The following is a 16,709-nucleotide window of genomic DNA, read 5'->3' on the forward strand; positions in this document are numbered from 1 at the left end:
CCCCGCGTCTTGGCAAATCAACGCTTTACGGGCTACAATACGTTTCTCACGACCAAGCGGGCGGGTACCAACCGCCCGTTTTTTTTGGTCGTTTGCTTTTGGAGCTCGAAGCCTCTGGGGGTTATCGGGTTTTTTGTTTTTCCGGGATTGAATAGAACACGTGGCACTGCAGCAAGTCGTTGAACAAATTGTGATTGGCCTGGGGTATGACCTGGTGGAGATCGAACGCTCCGCTGGTGGTCTGCTGCGCATCACCATCGACTTGCCCTGGGTACAGCCTGCCGCCGATGCGCCCGCGCCGGCCGTAGAGCAGTACGTCACGGTCGAAGATTGCGAGAAGGTCACCCGCCAGCTGCAGTTTGCGCTGGAGGTCGATGGCGTTGAATACAAGCGCCTGGAAGTGTCTTCTCCCGGAATCGATCGACCCTTGCGCCACGAGCAGGACTTCGTGCGTTTCGAAGGCTCGATCATCGACATCACATTGAGGGCGCCCATCGGCGCGGCAGGAGCGGGGCAGGTGAATGCCACGCGCAAGAAATTTCGCGGCACGCTGGAGCGGGCCGAGGCAGGGGGTTGGCAGATCGTCTGGAGCGAAGAGCCCGCTGTCAAGCCGGGTCAAAGAATCAGCAAGAAGCGCGTGCCCGCCCCGTTGCAGGCGCTGGGCTTCACCCTGGATGAAACACGGGAAGTCCGTCTGGCGCCCATTGTCGATTTCAAGGGGCGCAGCAACAAGCCAGGGGCCGAGCCCGCCTGAGTTGCAAGCAGGCTGCTGAATGAATTGGGCAGATGGCCGCCGAGTGCAGCCTTTGCTTATCGGGTGATTGAACTAGGAGAGTCGTCGCATGAATCGCGAATTGTTGATGTTGGTTGAGGCCATTTCGCGCGAAAAGAACGTGGAGCTGGACGTGGTCCTGGGCGCCGTGGAGTCGGCCCTGGCCCAGGCTACCAAGAAGCTGTACCAGGGCGAGGTGGACATTCGCGTGTCCGTCGATCGCGACAGCGGCAACTATGAGACTTTCCGCCGCTGGCTGGTGGTGCCTGACGATGCAGGCCTGCAGAACCCGGAAGCCGAAGAACTGCTGATGGATGCGAAAGATCGCATTGCCGACATCGAAGTCGGCGAGTACATCGAAGAAGGCGTCGAATCCGTGCCCATCGGCCGCATCGGCGCCATGGCAGCCAAGCAGGTCATCCTGCAGAAGATCCGCGACGCGGAGCGCGAAATGCTGCTCAACGACTTCATGTCGCGCGGCGAGCGCATCTTCACCGGCACCGTCAAGCGCATGGACAAGGGCGACATCATCGTCGAGTCCGGCCGGGTGGAAGGCCGCCTGCGCCGCAGCGAGATGATCTCCAAGGAAAACCTGCGCAGCGGTGACCGTGTGCGCGCCATGATCATGGAAGTGGACCTGACGCTGCGCGGCGCGCCCATCATCCTGTCGCGCTCGGCGCCCGAGTTCATGATCGAGCTGTTCCGCCAGGAAGTGCCCGAGATCGAACAGGGCCTGCTGGAGATCAAGAGCTGCGCCCGTGACTCCGGTTCGCGCGCCAAGATCGCCGTGCTCTCGCACGACAAGCGCGTGGACCCCATCGGCACCTGCGTCGGCGTGCGCGGCACCCGCGTGAATGCGGTGACCAACGAGCTCGCCGGCGAGCGCGTGGACATCGTGCTGTGGTCCGAAGACCCGGCCCAGTTCGTGATTGGTGCGCTGGCCCCGGCCAACGTCTCCTCCATCGTGGTCGATGAAGAAAAGCACGCCATGGACGTGGTGGTGGACGAGGAAAACCTCGCCATCGCCATCGGCCGCGGTGGTCAGAACGTGCGCCTGGCGTCCGACCTGACCGGCTGGAAGATCAACATCATGGACGCCGCCGAGTCGGCGCAAAAGCAGGCCAACGAGTCCGACACGGCCCGCAAGCTGTTCATGGAAAAGCTCGATGTGGACGAGGAAATCGCCGACATCCTGATCTCCGAAGGTTTCGCCAGCCTGGAAGAAGTGGCCTATGTGCCGCTGCAGGAAATGCTGGAAATCGAAAGTTTCGACGAAGACACCGTCAATGAGCTGCGTGCCCGTGCCAAGGATGCGCTGCTCACCATGGAAATCGCCCGTGAGGAAAGCGTGGAAGAGGTCTCCCAGGACCTGCGCGACCTCGAAGGCCTGACCCCGGAGCTGATTGCAAAATTGGCCGAAGGCGGTGTGCACACACGTGACGACCTGGCCGATCTGGCCATTGATGAGCTGACCGACCTGACCGGACAGTCTGCAGACGATGCCAAAGCCTTGATCATGAAGGCGCGCGAACACTGGTTCGCGGGGCAGCAAGAGTAAGGGTCAGGGAGGCACGAACCACATATGTCCAGTAATACTGTCGCCGAGTTTGCAACCGAACTCAAAAAATCGCCTGAAACCCTGCTCGACCAGCTCAAGGCTGCCGGCGTGGGCAAGGCCGCCCCGTCGGACGCGTTGACCGAGTCCGACAAGCAAAAGCTGCTCGTGTACCTGCAAAACAGCCACGGCACCGCCGCGGTCGACCGCAAGAAGATCACGCTGACGAAGAAGTCCACCAGCGAGATCAAGCAGGCCGATGCCACGGGCAAGGCGCGCACGATCCAGGTGGAAGTGCGCAAGAAGCGCACCTTCATCAAGCGCGATGATGGCGTGGAGGGCTCTGCCGAGTCCGAAGACGCCGTGGTGGAAGAGGCACCGATCTCGAGCGAAGAGCTCGAGCTGACGCGCCGCGAGGAAGAAGCACGCCGCCAGGCCGAGCTGATCCGCCGCCAGGAAACCGAACTCGCCGAAAAGCGTGCCGAGCGCGAAGCCCGCGAACAGCGCGAGCGCGAAGCCGAAGAGCGCGCTGCCGCCTACGCTGCCCAGGAAGCCGAGAAGAAGGCCCAGGCCTCTGCCGTCAAGCAGGAAGCCACGCGTGAGCAGGCCGCCGAGGCCGCCGCACGCAACGCTGCCCAGACCGAAGCCCGTGAAAAGGCTGCAGCCGAGTCCAAGGCCCGCTCCGACGAGGAAGTGGCCCGCGCCGCCGACCTCGACGCACGCCGCCGCAAGGCCGAAGCAGAGGCAGCCGCCATCCGATCCATGATGGCCACGCCCAAGAAGGCGGTCATGGTGGCCAAGAAGCCCGAAGAACCCAAGCCCGTGGCCAAGCCCGCGCTGGCTGGCGATGCCAAGAAGGGCACGCTGCACAAGCCCGCAGTGGGCACGGGCACCGGTCCGGCACGCCCTGGCGCACCTGCCACGGCGGCAGCGCCTGGCGCGGCCGCCGGCAAGGAAGTGAAGTCGGCCAAGCTGTCCTCCAGCTGGGCGGGCGACACGGCCAAGAAGAAGGAAATCAAGACCCGCGGCGACAGCAGCGGGGGCGTGGGGCGCAACAACTGGCGCGGAGGCCCGCGTGGCCGCCGTGGCAATGACCGCGACCACCGTGACGACCACCACCAGCAATCCGCTCCGGTGGAGGCGCGCATCATCGAAGTGCACGTGCCCGAAACCATCACGGTGGCCGAGCTGGCGCACAAGATGTCGATCAAGGCCAACGAAGTCATCAAGGCCCTGATGAAGATGGGCCAGATGGTCACCATCAACCAGCCGCTGGACCAGGACACCGCCATGATCATGGTGGAAGAAATGGGCCACAAGGCCGTGGTGGCGGCGCTGGACGATCCGGAAGCCTTCACCGACGACGACACCTTGCAAAAGGACGTCGAACTGCTGCCACGCGCACCTGTGGTCACCGTCATGGGCCACGTGGACCATGGCAAGACCTCGCTGCTCGATTACATCCGCCGTGCCAAGGTCGCCTCGGGCGAAGCCGGCGGCATCACGCAGCACATCGGTGCCTACCACGTGGAAACGCCGCGCGGCATGATCTCGTTCCTGGACACCCCTGGCCACGAGGCGTTCACCGCCATGCGTGCCCGTGGTGCACAGGCCACCGACATCGTGATCCTGGTGGTGGCAGCGGACGACGGTGTCATGCCCCAGACCAAGGAAGCCATCAAGCACGCCAAGGCGGCAGGTGTTCCCATCGTGGTGGCGGTCAACAAGATCGACAAGCCCGATGCCAACGCCGACCGCGTCAAGCAGGAGCTGGTGGTCGAGTCCGTCGTGCCTGAAGAGTACGGTGGCGAGTCGCCATTCGTCTCGGTGTCGGCCAAGACCGGCCAGGGCATCGACGACCTGCTCGAACAGGTGCTGCTGCAGGCCGAAGTGCTGGAACTGAAGGCACCGGTCGACTCGCTGGCCAAGGGCCTGGTGATCGAAGCCCAACTGGACAAGGGCCGCGGCCCTGTGGCCACGGTGCTGGTGCAGTCCGGTACGCTCAAGGTCGGCGATGTGGTGCTTGCAGGCCAGACCTATGGCCGCGTGCGCGCCATGCTGGACGAAAACGGCAAGACCGCCAAGACCGCAGGCCCATCGATCCCGGTGGAAATCCAGGGTCTGACCGAAGTGCCCCAGGCCGGCGACGAATTCATGGTGCTCACGGATGAACGCCGTGCCCGCGAAATCGCCACCTACCGTGCCGGCAAGTTCCGCAACACCAAGCTGGCCAAGCAGCAGGCTGCGAAGCTCGAGAACATGTTTGCCGACATGACGGCAGGCGAAGTGAAGATGCTGCCCATCATCGTCAAGTCCGACGTGCAGGGTTCGCAGGAAGCGCTGTCGCAGTCGCTGCTCAAGCTCTCGACCGACGAGGTCAAGGTGCAGCTGGTGTACGCCGCAGTGGGCGCCATCAGCGAGTCGGACATCAACCTGGCGATCGCCTCCAAGGCCATCGTGATCGGTTTCAACGTGCGTGCCGATGCCGGTGCACGCAAGCTGGCCGAGAGCAATGGCGTCGATCTGCACTACTACAGCATCATCTATGACGCTGTGGACGAGTTGCGCGTGGCCATGTCGGGCATGCTGGCTCCCGAGCAGCGCGAAGAGATCATCGGTACGGCCGAGATCCGCACGGTGTTCGTGGCGACCAAGATCGGTACGATTGCCGGTTCGTACATCACCTCGGGCATGGTCCATCGCAACGCACGGTTCCGCCTGCTGCGCGACAACGTGGTGGTCTACACGGGCGAAGTCGACTCGGTCAAGCGCCTCAAGGACGACGTCAAGGAAGTCAAGGAAGGCTTCGAGTGCGGTATCAAGCTCAAGAACTACAACGACATCAAGGAAGGCGATCAACTCGAATTCTTTGATATCAAGGAAATCGCGCGGACGCTGTAACCGATGGCTGCGAAGAAGAAGTCCTCCACCCCGAACCGCGCCTTCAAGGTCGCCGATCAGATCCAGCGCGATCTGACGGAGCTGATCGCGCGCGAGTTGAAAGACCCGCGCGTGGGCATGGTGACGCTGCAGGGTGTGGAGGTGACTCCCGACTACGCGCACGCCAAGGTGTTCTTCAGCCTGCTGGTGGGCGACCCTGTGGAAACACAGGCGGCGCTCAACCAGGCGGCTGGGTTCCTGCGCAACGGCCTGTTCAAGCGCCTGCACATCCACACGGTGCCCACGCTGCACTTCGTGTACGACCGCACCTCCGAGCGTGCGGCCGACATGAACGCCTTGATCGCCAAGGCCGTCTCTTCGCGCGCCCAAGAGGAGTAGTCCATGCACTCGCCTCGCACCAGGGTGCAGCGGCGCCCTGTGCATGGGGTGTTGCTGCTGGACAAACCGCTCGGCCTGTCGAGCAACGACGCCTTGCAAAAGGCCAAATGGCTGCTGCGCGCCGAAAAAGCGGGCCATACCGGCACGCTTGATCCGCTGGCCAGCGGCGTGCTGCCGCTGTGCTTTGGCGCGGCCACCAAGTTCAGCCAGTTGCAGCTCGATGCCCCCAAGACCTATGAGGCCGTGGCCCTGCTGGGCGTGACCACCACCACCGGCGATGCCGAGGGCGACGTGATCGAACGCCGCCCCGTGGTGCTGGCCGAGCTCACGCCCGAGCGCCTGGCCGCCGTGCAGCTGCAGTTCACCGGCCCCCTTCAGCAGGTGCCGCCGATGTACAGCGCCCTCAAGAAGGACGGCAAGGCCCTTTATGAATACGCGCGCGCCGGCATCGAGGTGGACCGGCCCGCACGCGACGTGGTGATCCATTCGCTTTCCCTCACGCTGCTGGCGGACAATCCGGATGCCATCGCCGTTAAAATGGTGGTGCAGTGCAGCAAAGGCACCTACATCCGCACGCTGGGTGAGGACGTGGGCGCGGCGCTGGGTTTCGGTGCCCACCTTACCTTTTTGCGCCGCATCGATACCGGGGGTATCGGGGTGGAGCGCTGTGTCACGCTGGCGCAGCTCGAAGCCATGGAGGAGGGGGTGCGCCTGGCGCAGCTGGAGCCGCCCGAATCCCTGCTGGCGCAACACGTGCGTGTCACGCTGGACAGCGAGAATGCTGCTCGCTTCCTGTCGGGCGTACGCCGCCGAGGCACCTGGCCCGATGCCGGGGCCGTGGCGGTGTTTGGCGACAATCCCCCGGCGCTGCTGGGGGTGGGCCACATCGTGGGCGGGGAGCTGGTGCCCGACAGGCTCCTGAGTCCGCTGGAAATTCAACAAATTTTGGAAGGTACGCCGCACCTGCAAGCCAGCGGCACATTGGAAAAACTATGACTAAACAGATCCGCAACATCGCCATCATCGCCCACGTTGACCATGGCAAGACCACCATGGTGGACCAATTGCTGCGCCAGTCCGGCACCTTCGCCGACCATGAAAAGGTCGTCGACACCGTGATGGACAACAACGCGATTGAAAAAGAGCGTGGCATCACGATTCTGGCCAAGAACTGCGCCGTGAGCTGGGAAGGCACCCACATCAACATCGTGGATACCCCTGGTCACGCGGACTTCGGCGGTGAAGTGGAGCGTGCCCTGTCCATGGTCGACAGCGTGGTGCTGCTGATCGACGCGCAAGAGGGCCCCATGCCCCAGACGCGTTTCGTGACCAAGAAGGCCCTGGCCCTGGGCCTGCGCCCCATCTTGGTGGTGAACAAGGTGGACAAGCCCGGTGCCAACCCCGACAAGGTCGTGAACGCCGCGTTCGATCTGTTCGACAAGCTCGGTGCCACCGATGAGCAACTCGACTTCCCCGTGGTGTATGCCTCGGGCATCAACGGCTGGTCGTCGCTGGTGGAAGGCGCTCCTGGCGAGCAGTGGGGCCCCGACATGTCGGCCCTGTTCAACACCATCCTGAGCCACGTTCCCCCGAACACGGGTGACCCGGCCGCTCCGCTGCAGCTGCAGATCTCGGCGTTGGACTTCTCCACCTTCGTGGGCCGCATCGGCGTGGGCCGCATCAGCCAGGGCACCATCAAGCCCATGATGGACGTGGTCGTCATGGAAGGCCCCGATGGCAAGGCCGTCAAGGGCCGCGTCAACCAGGTGCTGACCTTCCAGGGTCTCGATCGCATGCAGACGCCTTCGGCCGGCCCCGGCGACATCGTGCTGATCAACGGCATCGAAGACATCGGCATCGGCGTGACCATCACCGACCCTGCCAACCCCGCTCCGCTGCCCATGCTCAAGGTGGACGAGCCCACGCTGACCATGAACTTCTGCGTGAACACCTCGCCACTGGCCGGCCGCGAAGGCAAGTTCGTGACCAGCCGCCAGATCTGGGACCGCCTGCAAAAGGAACTGCAGCACAACGTGGCCCTGCGCGTGAAGGAAACCGACGAAGAAGGCATCTTCGAAGTGATGGGCCGTGGTGAATTGCACCTGACCATCCTGCTCGAAAACATGCGCCGCGAAGGCTACGAAATGGCCGTGTCCAAGCCCCGCGTCGTGTTCCGCGACGTGAACGGCGAAAAGCACGAGCCTATCGAACTGGTGACGGCCGACATCGAAGAAGGCCACCAGGGCGGCGTGATGCAGGCGCTGGGCGAGCGCAAGGGCGAGCTGGTGAACATGGAGCCGGACGGCCGTGGCCGCGTGCGCCTGGAGTACCGCATTCCTGCGCGGGGCCTGATCGGCTTCACCAACGAATTCCTGAACCTGACGCGTGGCTCGGGCCTCATCAGCAACATCTTCGACAGCTACGAGCCGCACAAGGGCGACATCGGCGGCCGCAAGAACGGCGTGCTGATCTCCATGGACGACGGTGAAATCTTCACCTACGCCCTGGGCAAGCTCGATGACCGCGGCCGCATGTTCGTCAAGGCGAACGACCCCGTGTACGAAGGCATGATCGTCGGCATCCACAGCCGCGACAACGACCTGGTGGTGAACGCCACGCGTACCAAGCAGCTGACCAACTTCCGTGTCTCGGGCAAGGAAGACGCGATCAAGATCACGCCGCCCATCGATGCCACGCTCGAATACGCCGTGGAATTCATCGAGGACGACGAGCTGGTCGAAATCACGCCCAAGTCCATCCGCATCCGCAAGCGCCACCTGAAGGAAAGCGACCGCAAGCGCGCGGGCCGCTGATCGCGCGGCGTTCCCTCTCCTTGCTGGAGAGGGGAATGACGACACCAGGCTGAAAGGCTTGCCAAAGGGCCACAGTCACCATGCTGTGGCCCTTTTGTCGTCAAGAGCGGTTAAAAGAACTCTTTCGGCGCCGTCGCTGCGCCCAGTCCTCCGGGGCGGGCGGGTTGCATGGGGCTGGTTATGGACGAGAGATGCAGACGATGGCGGTGCCCCGATGAAGCTCACCCACTCAAAGGCCGTGGCCCTGATGGTGGCCGTGACCCTGATGTGGTCCATCGCCGGTGTGGTCACGCGCCACCTGGAGCAGGCGCGCAGCTTCGAGGTGACCTTCTGGCGCAGCCTGTTCACGCTGGCTGCGCTGCTGGTCATACTGCCTGCGCTGCAGGGGCGTGCTGTGTTCGCCTCCATGCGCCAAAGCGGGCGGGCGCTGTGGATCTCGGGCCTGTGCTGGAGCGTGATGTTCACCGCCTTCATGGTGGCCATTTTGCTCATGCCGGTGGCCAATGTACTGGTCACCATGGCGGCAGGGCCCCTGCTCACCGCGCTGTTCGCGCGCTTGTTCATCGGCCACCGCATCGCCCCGCGCACCTGGGCTGCCATCGGTGTGGCAGGCTTGGGCATCGCCTGGATGTACGGCTCGCAAATGGCCGGGCTGCCCGTGGTGGGCACGCTGGTGGCCTTGTGCGTGCCCGTCGCCGCTGCCATCAACTGGACGGTGGTGCAGCACGCGCAGCGCCACGGCCATGCGGTGGACCTGGCGCCCGCCGTGCTGGTGGGGGCGGTCATATCGGTGCTGACCACGCTGCCCCTGGCGCTGCCGTTCCAGGCCTCGGCGCATGACCTTGGGCTGCTGGCCCTGCTGGGCGTGGTGCAATTGGCCATCCCCTGCGTGCTGGCAGTGCGCTGCGGACAGGTGCTCAAGGCCCCCGAACTGGCGCTGCTGAGCCTGCTCGAAGTGATCTTTGGTATTTTGCTGGCATGGCTGGGTGCGGGCGAAGAGCCCGCCGCCGCCGTGCTGACGGGTGGCGCGCTGGTGATCGGCGCGCTGGTTTTCAACGAATTACTGGCTTTCAAGGAACAACAATGACGGAGACGACTAGGACTGCAACCAATACGGCGGCTGCTGCCGCTGCCGAAGTGCTGAGCGAAGTGCGCGGCCAGGTGGGCTTCATCACGCTGAACCGCCCGCGCGCGCTCAATGCGCTGTCGCTGGGCATGGTGCGCGACCTCATGGCCATCCTGCTCGCGTGGCAGCACGACGATGCAGTGCTGGCTGTGGCCATCCGCGGCAGCAACAAGGAAGGCCCCTTCGGCGCCTTCTGCGCCGGTGGCGACATCCGCTTTTTGCACCAGGCCGGCAGCCAGGGCAACCCGCAGCTCGAGGACTTCTTCACCGAGGAATACGCCCTCAACCACCTGATCCACAACTACGCCAAGCCCTACATCGCCTTCATGGACGGCATCGTCATGGGCGGGGGCATGGGCATCAGCCAGGGCGCCGCGCTGCGCGTGGTGACCGAGCGCACGAAGATGGCCATGCCCGAGACGGCCATCGGCCTGTTCCCCGACGTGGGTGGTGGCTACTTCCTGGCGCGCTGCCCCGGCAGCGCGGGCGAATGGCTGGCGCTCACCGGTGACACCATCGGCGCCGATGCGGCCGTGGCCTGCAACCTGGCCGATGGCTGCATCCCGGTGGACCAGCAGGCCCCCGTGTGGGAGGCCCTGGGCACGCAGCAGTTTGCCGATGCAGAGGCTGTCAAGGCCTTCGTCGTTGCGCGCCTGCTGCCGAAGAGCCAGGCGGTTGCGGTAGAACTGGCGCAGGCGGACGCCTACTTCGCGCTGCCCACTGTGGGCGAGATCGTGCGCGCCCTCGAAGCCGCCGATTCCGACTGGGCACGCGCCACCGTTGCCACTCTGCGCAAGCGCTCGCCGCTGATGCTGCACGTGGTGCTTGAACAGATCCGCCGTGCGCGCGGCATGGGCCTGGCCGACGACCTGCGCATGGAGCGCGACATGGTGCGCCACTGCTTTTACCTGCGCCCCGGCCAGAGCGAAACGGTGGAGGGCATCCGCGCCCTGGCCGTGGACAAGGACCATGCGCCGAAGTGGAACCCCGCACGCATCGAAGACGTCACCCCCGCAATGGTGGCACCGTTCTTCGCCAGCCCCTGGCCCGCGCACTCGCATCCATTGGCAGCCTTGGTGTGACCCAGAACGCGGCCCGCTGACCTCGTCAGCGGGTTCCCGTCAGGCCCCTGCTGCGACGGCCTTTGGCGCCTGCGCGTGCATGCGCAGCAGCATCGACTCGAGTTTTTCGTTGGTCAGCCCGGTATGCGCAGGCGCACGTGCCGCCTGTGTGTCGGCTGCCCGCACCTGCTCACTGCCCGATGGGCTGGCGGCGCGCTCCAGCGTGGAGGCCGAAGAACGGGTGCTGTGTGCTGTCGTCATGGCGAATCGATCCATCGGTGTTCCTAGCGCAACAGTCTGATGGGAATCCGTGCCTGCTGGTCTTGGATAAACCAGGGCAAAGCCGTGCCAGATCGGCCGATCTGCGGATGGGTCGCTACAGCTGCCGGTGCACCGCCGCTGCCAGGGTAAGCAACTCCTGGCGCGACAACTGGCCGCTCAGGGCATAGCCAAAGCCCTGATCGGCCCAGTAGAACCCGGGCACGGGGCCATCGCTGGTGAACTGGAAGGCGGTCTCTGCCGCGCTGGGCGGTGCTGGCGCACCGGGCTTGGCAGCAACGGGGGTTGCCGGGGTGCCGGGCCGCGCGATGGCGCCCAGGTACAGGGTGATGCGCTCGCCCTTGGTGTTCTGGTACATGAACTGCGCGCGTGCGCCCGCATCACCGGGCAGCAGGCGGCCACCCACCAGTTCGTAGCCCTCATCGGCCAGCACGGGCAGCTTGAGCGGGCGACCCAGCCGCTTGGAGAGCCACTGCACCAGGTGCTCCTGCTGCGCGGCAGGCACCTCGACGGGGTGGCGCACCTCGGGCTGGTACACGGCATGCGCCACGGCAGCCTGCTGGGCAAAGCGCTGCCCGGTGGCGGCCAGCACCAGGGCCTGGCTGTCGGTGCGGCCCGTGGCGGGCCACAGGCTGCGCCCGGTCCAGCCCAGGGCAAATGCCAGCAGCACCGACGCCGCCATGCCGCCCCAGCGCCACCATTGGTCCTGCCGCTCCCTGCGGGCCGACGTGCGCAGTGCGGCGGCCACCAGGGCCTCGGGCACGGGCTCGGCCAGCATGCCCTGGTGCAGGGCGCGCAGTTGCTGGCGTTGCTGCTGCCAGTGCGTCAGGGTCTCTTCGGCGCCGGCCTGGCCTTCAAGCCGGTGGCGCAGGGCGGTTTCATCCGCAGGCGACAGGCGGCCATCCGCCAGCGCATGCCATGCGGCTTCGTCGTCGGTGGGTGGGGCAGGGTGGTGGTGCTTGTCCATGGCGGGCTGGCGCTCGGGCTTCATCATTTGAGGCGGCGCAAGGTGGTTGGCTGGCCGGCGGGTGCACCGTGGTCCGGGTGATTCTCGGTGGCTGCCAGGGGCGCTGTGGTGGGGCTGGCCGAGGCGGCAGGCGCACGCTCCATCAGCAGGCGCAGGCGGCTGCGCGCACGCGACAGGCGCGACATCACCGTGCCCACGGGGATGCCCAGAATGCGCGCCGTGTCGCCATAGTCCATGTCCTCCAGCGTCACCAGCAGCAGCACGGCGCGCTGCTCGGGCGGCAGGCGCTGCAGGCAGCGCTCCAGGTCCAGCGCATCATCGCCCATGCCGGCGCTACCCTGCAGGCTGTCGTGCAGGTCATCCAGGTCCAGATGGGGCTGCGGCGGCTGGGTGCGCAGCTGGTTGAGGTACAGGTTGTGCATCAGCGTGAACAGCCAGGCGCGCAGGTCGCTGCCCGTGCGCCACAGCAGCCATTTGCTGCAGGCCCGCTCCAGCGTGTCCTGCACCAGGTCGTCGGCCGCCCAGGCATCGCCCGTCAGCACGCGCGCATATCGGCGCAGTGCGGGCAACTGCTCTACGGCCTGGGTGCGGTTCATGCCAAAGGGAGGGGGGATCGATCAGGGGCGTGCCGTGCGCCACACCTGGTTCACGCCGTCGCCCGTCTTGTCACCGGGCTTGGCATCCTTGGCCCAGTAGTAAAGCGGCTTGCCCTTGTAGGCCAGTTGCATCTTGCCGTCGTCACGGGTGACCACGCTGTAGTCGCTGCCGGGTGCCTTGTCGGCCATCAGCGGCGGCCAGTTGGTGGCGCAGGGGCCATTGCACACCGACTTGCCGCTGCCGGCGGTGTCGCGGTCGAAGGTATACAGCGTCATGCCGCCGGCACCCACGAGCACGCCGTCCATGGTTTTCACGGGGCCATCGGCGGCCATGGTGGAGCAGCCGGCAATGGCAACGAACGCGGCGATGGACAACAGGGTCTTTTTCATGGTTTCTCCAAGTGGAAGAAGGGGGTTGCAGGCACCGGCAAATGCCGCCTTGCACCTCCACAAACACCTGGGCGCAGTGGTTTATTCCACCGCGCATGAAAAAAAGTTGAGCCTGCCCGCCAGTCGTCAGCGGTTGCGACTTTTCATCGCACGTTCCACCTCGCGCTTGCCTTCGCGGTCCTTGATGGTGTCGCGCTTGTCGTGCTCGGCCTTGCCCTTGGCCAGGGCGACCTCGCACTTCACGTAGCCGTTCTTCCAGTGCAGGTTCAGCGGCACCAGCGTGTAGCCCTTTTGCTCCACCTTGATGATCAGGTGCTTGATGTCATCCTTCTTGAGCAGCAGCTTCTTGGTGCGTATGGCATCGGGGCTCACGTGGGTCGAAGCGGTCTTGAGCGGGTTGATCTGGCAGCCCAGCAAGAACAGCTCGCCATCGCGGATCAGCACGTAGCCGTCGGTCAGCTGCACCTTGCCTTCGCGCAGCGCCTTCACTTCCCAGCCGTACAGGACCATGCCTGCCTCGTGGCGTTCTTCGAAGAAATAGTTGTAGGCCGCCTTCTTGTTATCGGCAATGCGGGCGGTTGGATCGGGTTTCTTGGCCATGAGTTATTAATTGAGGCGCAAACGAGGAGATAAAAGGCCTCCCTACAATGCTTGTGTCTCGCACCTGTCATTTTAGGGCGTGTCCTCGATCTTCTTTGGCCCATGCCACCGCATGTGGCGACGATCGTGGCCAAAGCCCTTCTCCTGCATGAAAACCGTCAACAAGTCCGTCCTCATCTGGTACAGCCCCGAAGAAATGTTCGCCCTGGTCACCGGGGTCGAAAAATACCCCGAGTTCCTGCCCTGGTGCGACAGTGCCACGGTGCTGGAGCAGTCGGAAGAGGGCATGACGGCCGAGGTGGGCATTGCCTTTGGCGGCATCCACAAGGCCTTTGTCACCCGCAACACGCACGAGGCCGGCCGGCGCGTGCAGATGCGCCTGGTCAAGGGCCCGTTCTCGCAACTCGACGGCGATTGGCACTTTCACCCGGTGGGCGACGGCAGCCAGCGCGCCTGCAAGGTCGAGCTGGGCCTGAACTACGGCTTTGACAACGCCGCCCTGGCCGCCCTGGTGGGCCCCGTGTTCGACCGCATCGCGGGCAGCATGGTCGACGCCTTCGTGAAGCGCGCGGAGCAGGTGTATGGCTGATGGCACAGGTGCCGCACCGGCGGCTGCGGCAGCCCTGCAGATCACCGTGGTGGTCTCGCCGGCGCCCCGGCAGGTAAGCGAATGCACGGTGCAGTTGCCCCCCGGCAGCACCCTGGCCGACGCCCTGCAGGCCGCCGGGCCCATGGCCGCGCAGCGCGAGGGCATGGTGTGCGGCATCTGGGGCCGTGTGCAGCCCGAGACCACCGTGCTCAAGGACCAGGACCGGGTGGAGCTGTACCGGGGCCTCAAGGTCGACCCCAAGGTGGCACGCCGCGAGCGCTTTGCGCGCCAGGGTGCACGCGCCACCGGCCTGTTTGCCCGGCAGCGGCCGGGCGGTAAATCAGGATACTAAATGAAACAAAAACGGCGCCCAAGGCGCCGTTTTTTTGCCACGAATGGGCTTTTGGCGGGCTCAGCGCTTGCAGTCGGAGGCGATCACCGCGTTGATGCGCTTGGTCTCGGCCGCGCGCTGGGCCTCGTCGAGGAACACGCGCTCACCCTGGGCCGTGGTCTGCCGCAGGGGCGTACCCGAGTCCATCAGGGCCTTGGCATCGCGTGCTTTGGTGCAGTTTTCTGCCTTGGCCTTGGCGACCTTGTCGTCCTCGGCCTTCTTCTTGGCGGCTTCGGCGGCTTCGGCTTCGGCCTTGCGCTTCTCCAACTCCTTGTCCTTTCCGCTGGCGGCACTGGCCGGTGCCGCAGGGGCTGCGGCGGCGCCAGAGGCTGCGGTAGCTGCGCCGGCCGGTGCCGGTGCGGCTGCAGCGGCAGGTGCACCGGCGGCTGGCGTGGTCACGCGCGGGCCGCCAAAGCCCGGCTGCTTGAGCATGTTCTTTTCCGGAATGTCCTGTGGTGGGGGGCGGTCACTGAAGACCTTGCGGCCGTCCTTGTCGATCCACTGCCATTGCGCGGCAGCACCCAGGGCCCAAGTGCAGGCGACGGCCAGTAAAACAATCTTGTGCAATTTCATGCAGCCAAGTTTAGCCGTGCAACAAGTCTGCCGCCAGTGCGGGCGGGAGGGGTGGGGCATGCTGCAACGCCGCACGGGCGGGTGTGGCGCCCTGCAGCGCGTTGCGCAGGCGGGTACAATCCGTCTTTTGGAGCCTTCTCATGCGCCTTCTTGGAAAAGCGCTCACCTTCGACGATGTGTTGCTGGTGCCAGCGTACTCCCAGGTCCTGCCCAAGGACACGTCCCTCGCGACGAAACTCTCCCGTAACATCCAGCTGAACCTGCCTCTCGTGTCCGCCGCCATGGACACCGTGACCGAAGCACGCCTGGCCATTGCCATTGCCCAGGAGGGCGGCATCGGCATCGTGCACAAGAACCTCACGGCGCAAGAGCAGGCCGCCCAGGTGGCCAAGGTCAAGCGCTACGAATCCGGCGTGCTGCGCGACCCCGTGGTCATCACCCCCGAGCACACCGTGCTGCAGGTGCTGCAGTTGTCCGAGCAACTGGGCATCTCCGGCTTCCCCGTGTGCGACGGCGGCAAGGTGGTGGGTATCGTCACCGGGCGCGACCTGCGCTTTGAAACGCGCTACGACGTCAAGGTCCACCAGATCATGACCCCGCGCGAAAAGCTGGTCACCGTCAACGAAAAGGAAGGCACCACGCCTGCCGAAGCCAAGGCGCTGCTCAACAAGTACAAGCTCGAGCGCATCCTGGTCGTCAACGACGACTTCGAGCTCAAGGGCGTGATCACCGTCAAGGACATCACCAAGCAGACCAGCTTCCCCAACGCCGCGCGCGACAGCGCCGGCCGCCTGCGCGTGGGCGCGGCAGTGGGTGTGGGCGAGGGCACCGAAGAGCGCGTCGAAGCGCTGGTGCGTGCCGGTGTCGACGCCATCGTGGTCGACACCGCCCACGGCCACAGCCGCGGCGTGATCGAGCGCGTGCGCTGGGTCAAGCAGAACTACCCGCAGATCGATGTGATCGGCGGCAACATCGCCACCGGCGCAGCCGCCCTGGCACTGGTCGAGGCCGGTGCCGATGCGGTCAAGGTCGGTATCGGCCCGGGCTCCATCTGCACCACGCGCATCGTCGCCGGTGTGGGCGTGCCCCAGATCATGGCCATCGACAGCGTGGCCACCGCCCTCAAGGGCACCGGCGTGCCGCTGATCGCTGACGGCGGCGTGCGCTACAGCGGCGACATCGCCAAGGCCCTTGCCGCAGGCGCCAGCACCATCATGATGGGCGGCATGTTCGCAGGCACAGAAGAGGCGCCCGGCGAAGTCATCCTGTTCCAGGGCCGCAGCTACAAGAGCTACCGCGGCATGGGCAGCATCGGCGCCATGCAGCAGGGCAGCGCCGACCGCTACTTTCAAGAGTCCACCACCGGCAACCCCAACGCCGACAAGCTCGTGCCCGAAGGCATCGAAGGCCGCGTGCCCTACAAGGGCTCCATGGTCTCCATCGTCTTCCAGATGGCCGGTGGCGTGCGCGCCGCCATGGGCTACTGCGGTTGCGCCACCATCGACGACATGAACAACAAGGCCGAGTTCGTCGAGATCACCACCGCCGGTATCCGCGAAAGCCACGTGCACGACGTGCAGATCACCAAGGAAGCGCCGAACTACCGCGCTGAATGACCGTTGTGGATGCAATCTGGCCTGATTGAAAATATCTGGTCAGAATGATATAGTCTGGTCTGAATTAACCATTCAGGCCAGACTTTTTCTTTTGGGGGTCCG

At 65.1% G+C, this 16,709-nt stretch carries 17 protein-coding genes; 11 read left to right on the plus strand and 6 right to left on the minus strand.

All coding sequences use genetic code 11. The features are described from left to right. Positions 1-160: 160 nt before the first annotated feature. From rimP to ACSQ9E_RS07970, 8 genes are all read left to right on the plus strand, one after another. A complete protein-coding gene (gene rimP, locus ACSQ9E_RS07935; protein ID WP_057203717.1) occupies positions 161-754 on the plus strand; it encodes a ribosome maturation factor RimP in 594 nt (197 codons plus the stop codon). A gap of 88 nt (positions 755-842) precedes the next feature. Beyond that, complete coding sequence (gene nusA, locus ACSQ9E_RS07940) at positions 843-2,330, plus strand: transcription termination factor NusA (RefSeq protein ID WP_057203716.1); 1,488 nt, start codon at positions 843-845, stop codon at positions 2,328-2,330. 24 nt (positions 2,331-2,354) lie between these two features. Continuing rightward, entirely contained in the window at positions 2,355-5,228 is a 2,874-nt protein-coding gene (gene infB / locus ACSQ9E_RS07945; protein WP_436217377.1) for a translation initiation factor IF-2, read from the plus strand. A 3-nt stretch (positions 5,229-5,231) separates the two neighbouring features. Continuing rightward, the gene (rbfA, locus tag ACSQ9E_RS07950) at positions 5,232-5,606 is read left to right on the plus strand and encodes a 30S ribosome-binding factor RbfA (protein ID WP_057203714.1); all 375 of its coding nucleotides are present in this window, start codon (positions 5,232-5,234) and stop codon (positions 5,604-5,606) included. A gap of 3 nt (positions 5,607-5,609) precedes the next feature. Then, positions 5,610-6,602, plus strand: coding sequence for a tRNA pseudouridine(55) synthase TruB (gene truB, locus ACSQ9E_RS07955; RefSeq protein WP_436217378.1), 993 nt, complete (start codon positions 5,610-5,612; stop codon positions 6,600-6,602). After that, positions 6,599-8,419 (plus strand): translational GTPase TypA, encoded by a 1,821-nt coding sequence (gene typA, locus ACSQ9E_RS07960; protein WP_057268817.1) that lies wholly within the window; start codon positions 6,599-6,601, stop codon positions 8,417-8,419. Before truB ends, typA begins: the two co-directional genes overlap by 4 nt. Positions 8,420-8,633: 214 nt before the next feature. Then, positions 8,634-9,506 (plus strand): DMT family transporter, encoded by an 873-nt coding sequence (locus ACSQ9E_RS07965; protein ID WP_436217379.1) that lies wholly within the window; start codon positions 8,634-8,636, stop codon positions 9,504-9,506. Then, positions 9,503-10,627, plus strand: coding sequence for an enoyl-CoA hydratase/isomerase family protein (locus ACSQ9E_RS07970; RefSeq protein WP_436217380.1), 1,125 nt, complete (start codon positions 9,503-9,505; stop codon positions 10,625-10,627). The genes ACSQ9E_RS07965 and ACSQ9E_RS07970 overlap by 4 nt, the downstream gene beginning before the upstream one ends. Before the next feature lie 39 nt (positions 10,628-10,666). Here the strand turns inward: ACSQ9E_RS07970 and ACSQ9E_RS07975 are convergent, their stop codons facing one another. The 5 genes from ACSQ9E_RS07975 to smpB form a co-directional block, all read right to left on the minus strand. Further along, a complete protein-coding gene (locus tag ACSQ9E_RS07975; RefSeq protein ID WP_436217381.1) occupies positions 10,667-10,867 on the minus strand; it encodes a hypothetical protein in 201 nt (66 codons plus the stop codon). A gap of 115 nt (positions 10,868-10,982) precedes the next feature. Next, complete coding sequence (locus ACSQ9E_RS07980; protein WP_436217382.1) at positions 10,983-11,876, minus strand: anti-sigma factor family protein; 894 nt, start codon at positions 11,874-11,876, stop codon at positions 10,983-10,985. Further along, entirely contained in the window at positions 11,876-12,448 is a 573-nt protein-coding gene (locus ACSQ9E_RS07985) for an RNA polymerase sigma factor (RefSeq protein ID WP_436217383.1), read from the minus strand. The genes ACSQ9E_RS07980 and ACSQ9E_RS07985 overlap by 1 nt, the downstream gene beginning before the upstream one ends. Before the next feature lie 21 nt (positions 12,449-12,469). After that, complete coding sequence (locus ACSQ9E_RS07990; RefSeq protein WP_436178929.1) at positions 12,470-12,838, minus strand: COG4315 family predicted lipoprotein; 369 nt, start codon at positions 12,836-12,838, stop codon at positions 12,470-12,472. Between the two features lie 126 nt (positions 12,839-12,964). After that, entirely contained in the window at positions 12,965-13,438 is a 474-nt protein-coding gene (smpB, locus tag ACSQ9E_RS07995; RefSeq protein ID WP_057268812.1) for an SsrA-binding protein SmpB, read from the minus strand. A gap of 148 nt (positions 13,439-13,586) precedes the next feature. Here smpB and ACSQ9E_RS08000 point away from each other — a divergent pair, with 148 nt between their 5' ends. Together ACSQ9E_RS08000 and ACSQ9E_RS08005 are read left to right on the plus strand one after the other, a co-directional pair. Then, entirely contained in the window at positions 13,587-14,027 is a 441-nt protein-coding gene (locus ACSQ9E_RS08000) for a type II toxin-antitoxin system RatA family toxin (protein ID WP_428000205.1), read from the plus strand. Further along, entirely contained in the window at positions 14,020-14,379 is a 360-nt protein-coding gene (locus ACSQ9E_RS08005; protein ID WP_436217384.1) for an RnfH family protein, read from the plus strand. Before ACSQ9E_RS08000 ends, ACSQ9E_RS08005 begins: the two co-directional genes overlap by 8 nt. Positions 14,380-14,439: 60 nt before the next feature. Here ACSQ9E_RS08005 and ACSQ9E_RS08010 read toward each other — a convergent pair whose 3' ends face one another. After that, entirely contained in the window at positions 14,440-14,991 is a 552-nt protein-coding gene (locus ACSQ9E_RS08010; protein WP_436217385.1) for a DUF4124 domain-containing protein, read from the minus strand. Positions 14,992-15,131: 140 nt separating this feature from the next. Here ACSQ9E_RS08010 and guaB point away from each other — a divergent pair, with 140 nt between their 5' ends. Beyond that, entirely contained in the window at positions 15,132-16,607 is a 1,476-nt protein-coding gene (gene guaB / locus ACSQ9E_RS08015; protein ID WP_436178924.1) for an IMP dehydrogenase, read from the plus strand. Positions 16,608-16,709 lie beyond the last annotated feature (102 nt).

This window comes from Acidovorax sp. LjRoot118, from assembly GCF_964253575.1.
Taxonomy (GTDB): domain Bacteria; phylum Pseudomonadota; class Gammaproteobacteria; order Burkholderiales; family Burkholderiaceae_C; genus Acidovorax.